The sequence below is a fragment of the Pengzhenrongella sp. genome, assembly GCF_036565025.1.
Lineage (GTDB): Bacteria > Actinomycetota > Actinomycetes > Actinomycetales > Cellulomonadaceae > Pengzhenrongella.
Genome location: NZ_DATCNW010000024.1, coordinates 1 through 5,019, shown reverse-complemented (window position 1 = coordinate 5,019; position 5,019 = coordinate 1). Strand labels below are relative to the sequence as shown.

General features: G+C 72.5%; 6 protein-coding genes. 5 read left to right on the top strand and 1 reads right to left on the bottom strand.

Annotated elements, in window-relative coordinates; genetic code table 11:
- Positions 1 to 209: 209 nt before the first annotated feature.
- Positions 210 to 965, top strand: coding sequence for a 4-hydroxy-tetrahydrodipicolinate reductase (gene dapB, locus VIM26_RS01155; protein WP_331948475.1), 756 nt, complete (start codon positions 210 to 212; stop codon positions 963 to 965).
- 13 nt (positions 966 to 978) lie between these two features.
- Positions 979 to 1,425 carry a hypothetical protein gene (locus VIM26_RS01150; protein WP_331948474.1) on the top strand — a complete coding sequence of 149 codons (447 nt, stop codon included), beginning with the start codon at positions 979 to 981 and terminating at the stop codon, positions 1,423 to 1,425.
- Between the two features lie 179 nt (positions 1,426 to 1,604).
- On the opposite strand, the gene VIM26_RS01145 is transcribed toward VIM26_RS01150, so the two are convergent.
- Positions 1,605 to 2,162 (bottom strand): GNAT family N-acetyltransferase, encoded by a 558-nt coding sequence (locus tag VIM26_RS01145; protein ID WP_331948473.1) that lies wholly within the window; start codon positions 2,160 to 2,162, stop codon positions 1,605 to 1,607.
- 147 nt (positions 2,163 to 2,309) lie between these two features.
- On the opposite strand from VIM26_RS01145, the gene VIM26_RS01140 reads away from it, so the two are divergent.
- From VIM26_RS01140 to VIM26_RS01130, 3 genes are all read left to right on the top strand, one after another.
- On the top strand, positions 2,310 to 3,281 hold the full coding sequence (locus tag VIM26_RS01140; protein ID WP_331948472.1) for a hypothetical protein: 972 nt from the start codon (positions 2,310 to 2,312) through the stop codon (positions 3,279 to 3,281).
- A 79-nt stretch (positions 3,282 to 3,360) separates the two neighbouring features.
- Positions 3,361 to 4,134: a 3-keto-5-aminohexanoate cleavage protein gene (locus tag VIM26_RS01135; protein ID WP_331948471.1), complete on the top strand. Its 774-nt coding sequence runs from the start codon at positions 3,361 to 3,363 to the stop codon at positions 4,132 to 4,134.
- Entirely contained in the window at positions 4,131 to 4,922 is a 792-nt protein-coding gene (locus tag VIM26_RS01130; protein ID WP_331948470.1) for an alpha/beta hydrolase, read from the top strand. The genes VIM26_RS01135 and VIM26_RS01130 overlap by 4 nt, the downstream gene beginning before the upstream one ends.
- The last annotated feature ends 97 nt before the right edge of the window (positions 4,923 to 5,019 follow it).

Below are 5,019 nucleotides of genomic sequence, written 5' to 3'. Positions count from 1 at the left end.
TAACGTCCGAGCGTTGACGTCCTATAGGACGTCAACGCTCGGACGTTGCGGGGTTCTTTTCGCGTCAGCGGGGTTCTTCGGTCGAGGGTCGTGCGCCAGCGGGTTTTTTTTGCGCCAGCGGGGGTCTTCTTCGTCTCGGCGGGGTTCTCCTGCGCGGCCGGGGGCCTCGGGCGCAGGAAGTAGGGTGTGGTCCCGTGACTGAGCAGACCATGTCCGGGCCGATCCGCGTCGCCATCCTCGGGGCCGCCGGCCGGATGGGCACGATGGTGCGCGCCGGCATCGACGCGGCGCCCGACCTCGAGCTCGTCGCGGCGCTCGACCACGACGACGACGTCGCGCAGGTCGCCGCGGCCGGCGCCCAGGTCGCCATCGACTTCACGGTCCCGTCCGCGACCGAGGCCAACGTGCACGCGCTGATCGACGCAGGGGTGCACGGCGTCGTCGGGACCACCGGCTGGACCGCACAGTCCCTGGACCGGGTCCGCGAGCACCTGACGCGGGCGCCCGGCGTCGGGGTCCTGGTGGCCCCCAACTTCGCGCTCGGCGCGGTGCTCGCGATGACGTTCGCCGCGACGGCTGCGCGGTTCTTCGAGTCGGCCGAGGTGATCGAGCTGCACCACCCCGACAAGATCGACGCGCCGTCGGGCACCGCCCGGCACACCGCCCAGGCGATCGCCGCGGCCCGTGCGGACGCCGGGCTCGGCGCGGTCCCCGACGCGACGTCGACCGGGCTCACCGGTGCGCGCGGCGCGGACGTCGACGGCGTGCACGTGCACAGCGTGCGGTTGCGCGGGCTGGTCGCGCACGAGGAGATCCTGTTCGGCAACCCGGGGGAGCAGCTGACGATCCGGACCGACTCGTTCGACCGGGTCTCGTTCCTGCCCGGGGTGCTCCTCGCGGTGCGCGGCATCGCGGCGCGGCCCGGCCTGACGGTCGGCCTCGAGCACCTGCTCGACCTGAGCTGACGGGCCGGCGACGATGAAGCGGACCCCGCTCCTTGGCGCGCTCGCGCTGACCGCACTGCTCGCGCTGTACGTCACGGTCGTCGCGTCGCGCGGCCTGGCCCTGATCCGGACCGGCGAGGTCGTCGGCGTCGTGCTGGGTGCCGCCGTGCTGCTGCTCCCGGCGCTGGCCGTGTGGATCCTGGTGCGCGAGTGGCGCCTCGCCGTGGAGGTCCAGCGGATGGCCGACGAGCTCGCGGCCGACGGCGCGCTGCCCGTGGACGACCTGCCGCGCTCGGCGAGCGGGCGCATCGACCGCGCCGCCGCCCGCGCGGCGTTCGAGGCGCCCCGCGCCGAGGCCGAGGCGAACCTCGACGACTGGGCCGCGTGGTACCGGCTCGCGTTCGCCTACGACGCGGCGGGCGACCGCCGTCGGGCACGCGAGGCGCTGCGCCGCTCGGCCGGCCTGCACCGAGCGACCTGACCGCACCCGGCGTCCCGCGCCCACCCCGCAACCGACCGAACGATCGCACCCCTCGTACGACGTGTCAGTCCGAGCGCGGTCCCTGGCGCGCGCTCGGACTGACACGTCGGGGTTTTCGAAAGTTGTCAGGCGGAACGCGGTCCCTGGTGCGCGCTCGGACTGACACGTCGAGTGGGCGGTTAGAGCTGGGCGTGCCAGCGGTGCTCGGAGACGGTCCGGTCCGGCGTCGGGCCGGTGGCCAGCTCGCGGGTCGAGTCGTCCGGGCCGAGGCCGGCGGAGCGCAGGAACTGGGCGCGTGCCGCGTCGCCGTCGAGCACCCAGGCCACGACGTAGCCCGCGCCCTCCTCGCGGAGCAGGTCGACGGCGGCCGCGAGCAGCCGGGAGGCGTGCCCGGTGCGCTGGGAGCGCGGCGCGACCTCGAGCGAGAGCAGCTCCCCGCCGGGCGCCGCGAGCGGCGCCTGCTCGGGTGCCGGCAGCGGGCCCACCGCCGCGAAGCCGACGACGGTCGCTCCCTCGCACGCCACGAGCACCCGGTACCCGCGCCCGGGCGGCGTCGTGATCGCGGCGGCCCAGCGCTCCCGGAACGCGGCGGGGTCGAGGCTGTCCAGCGCCGCCGTGCCGAGCACGTCGGCGTGCGCCGTGCGCCACGCGTCGAGCTGGATCGCCGCGATCGCGACCTCGTCGCCGGGCACCGCCGGGCGGACCGAGACGTCCGCCTCTTCCCGGAACAGGGCCATCAACGACTCGCGGGGGTGCTGGGCGACAACAGGGTCAAGGGGTCTCTCCGAGCAGACGGTGGGGTCGGGCCGAACGGCCACCGCAGGTTACCAACGACCCGCTCGTCGGTGCGCCGGCTGGTTCGCCGGAGCGCGGGTCAGCTCAGAGTGTCCAGCAAACAAGCCGAGCACCTGCGCGCCCTCCTGCAGCACCACGGCCTGCTCCCCCACCGCGACCCCTACCTCGCTCGCTTCGAGCAATGGATCGGCGCCAAGCTCGACGGGCTCCCCGACGAGGTGCGCCAACCCGTCCAGCACTTCGCCACCTGGCACCACCTCAGGCGCATCCGCGCCAAGGCAGCGGGGAGCGCGTCCACACGAGGCCCAGTCCACTCGGCCAAACAAGAGATCACTGAAACAGTGAAGTTCCTCGTGTGGCTGCACGAGACCTACCAGCGCACCGCCGCCACCTGCACCCAGCCAGACATCGACGAATGGCTCGCCGGCGGGCCAACGACGCGCTCTAGCATCAGGAACTTCTTCATAGTCGCCCGACGCTCGCGCCTCAACACCGCCGTCACTGTCCAGCATCGGTCAGCCAAGACCAGTCCTTCGCTGAGCCAGGACCAGCGGCTCGCCTGGATCCACGAGCTTCTCACCGGCACCAGCGAGTCGATCCCCTACCGCGTCGCAGGCATGCTCCTGCTGCTCTACGCCCAGCCCTTGGTCAAGGTCGTCACCTTCCAGACCAGCATCATCGACGACGCCGACTCCGGCATGAGCATCACCCTCGGCAAGCACCCGACCAACGTTCCCGAGCCGTTCGCCTCGCTTCTACGCGAACATCTCGTCGTCCGGCCGAACCTCCGCACCGGCGCGGGTCCCGACAGCCCGTGGCTGTTCCCCAGCACTGTCGCTGGCCGCCACCTGCACCCCAACACCGTTATGGACCGGCTTCGCACCCTCGGGGTCAACCTCCTCGGCGCCCGCAACCGAGCCATCGGCGAACTCGTCCTGGAATGTCCGCCCTCGCTCGTCGCCGAAGCACTCGGCTACAGCACGCAGGTGGCGTTCCTCCACGCGAGCAAGGCTGCTGAGCCGTGGGCCCGCTATGCCGGCCGATCCGTCAGGTCGCCCTGAGCGTCCCGAAAGACGATCCCTGAACGGGTCCACCGGACGCTTTGATGTGGATGTCGGTGGTGAACGGCAGAATGACTGGATGCTGAAGGCGTGTGTGAACGGTGCCCGAGGTCCGCAGGAGCACCCGGCGCTGCCAATGACGGCGGCGGAGCTGGCGTACGACGTGGCGGCGGTGGCCGCGGTGGGCGTTGACGCAGTGCATCTGCACGTGAAGGACAAGCAGGGCGCCGACACCCTCGACGGAACCGCCCTGGCTGCCGTGCTCACCTCGGTGCGGGCGGCCGCCCCTGGGGTGCCGGTCGGTGTCACGACCGGGGCGTGGGCGCTTCCGGACGCTGATGCCCGCGTGGCGGCGATCCGGTCATGGCGGAAGCTGGCGGTGCTGCCGGACTTCGCGTCGGTCAACTGGCACGAGGACGGCGCGGACGAGGTCGCTGCCGCGCTGCTCGCCATCGGTGTCGGCGTGGAAGCCGGCCTGTGGCACGCCGAGGCGGTGGAGGCCTGGCTCGCCTCGCCGGTCCGCGACAGGTGCCTGCGCGTGCTGCTTGAGCTCCCGGACGGTCTGGACGCCCCTGCGGTCGACGCCGAAGCCGGTCGCTTGCTCGACCTGGTCCGCGGAGTGGGCTCCACGGTGGGAGGCCTGGTGCTGCTGCACGGTGAGGGGTCCAGCAGCTGGCCGGCGCTGCGCGTCGCAGGCCGCCTGGGGCTGTGGACCCGGATCGGTCTCGAGGACGTCCTGGTACTCCCGGACGGGTCCACGGCCCCGGACAACGCGGCGCTGGTGGGGGCGGCCCGGGAACTGCTGGCGGATGCACACCGCTCCGGCCGTACCGGGGAGACATCGACGGCATGACGACGGCGGGGCTGCACCAGCGCTCCTGGGGAAGTGGGCCGCGTCGAGTGCTGCTGCTGCACGGCTCGGCCTCCTCCTCGGCGACCTGGTGGCGCGTCGGTCCCGCCCTGGCAGCGCGCGGCTGGTCAGTCACGGCCGTCGACCTGCCCAGCCACGGGAACAGCCCTGCGCTGGGCGCACCGCTGGTTCCCGGCCTAGCGGCGTCGGCTGTCGCCGCTAGCACCGCAGTGCAGGACTTCGACCTGGTGCTGGGGCACTCCTTCGGTGCCGCCACCGCCCTGGCCCTGCTCGTGGAGCAGCCGCATATAACCGCGCGGCTGGTGCTCGAGGAGCTGCCCGGCCCCGCGAGCGTGGACTGGGACGCCGAGGCCAGCGCCGTCCGCGACGGCGCGCCCGCGGCACGGCTGGACATCGCGACCGAGATCGCCAGGGCCCGGGCAGAGCAGCCCCGCTGGGCCGAGGAGGACTGCCACCACGCCGTGGCGGACCTCGCCCGCTGCCAGGCCGATGACGTCGCCGCCGGACTCCTCCGCGGTCCGACATGGACACAAGGCGACCAGCTCCCACCCCGGGACGCAGCGGTCATGCTGCTGCTCGCCCCTGACGCGCCTGGCGTCAACCGCCTTGAGGACTCGACCGCGTTGCGAGGCCAAGACCGGCGCCGGTTCACCATCAGCCTCGACGCTCAGGTCACCGTCCTCGATACCGGGCACTGCCTCCACCGAGACGACCCCCACGGCTGGCTCGAAGCCATCAGCAGCTTCACAGCACGAAGGCTCCAATCCTGAACAGCCCATAAGTCGCGCAGCGGGATTCAGCACGGACATCGGGGCCTCCAGCTCAGTCGACAGGCAGCAACAACGGCTCGTCGAGATGTCCCGAGAG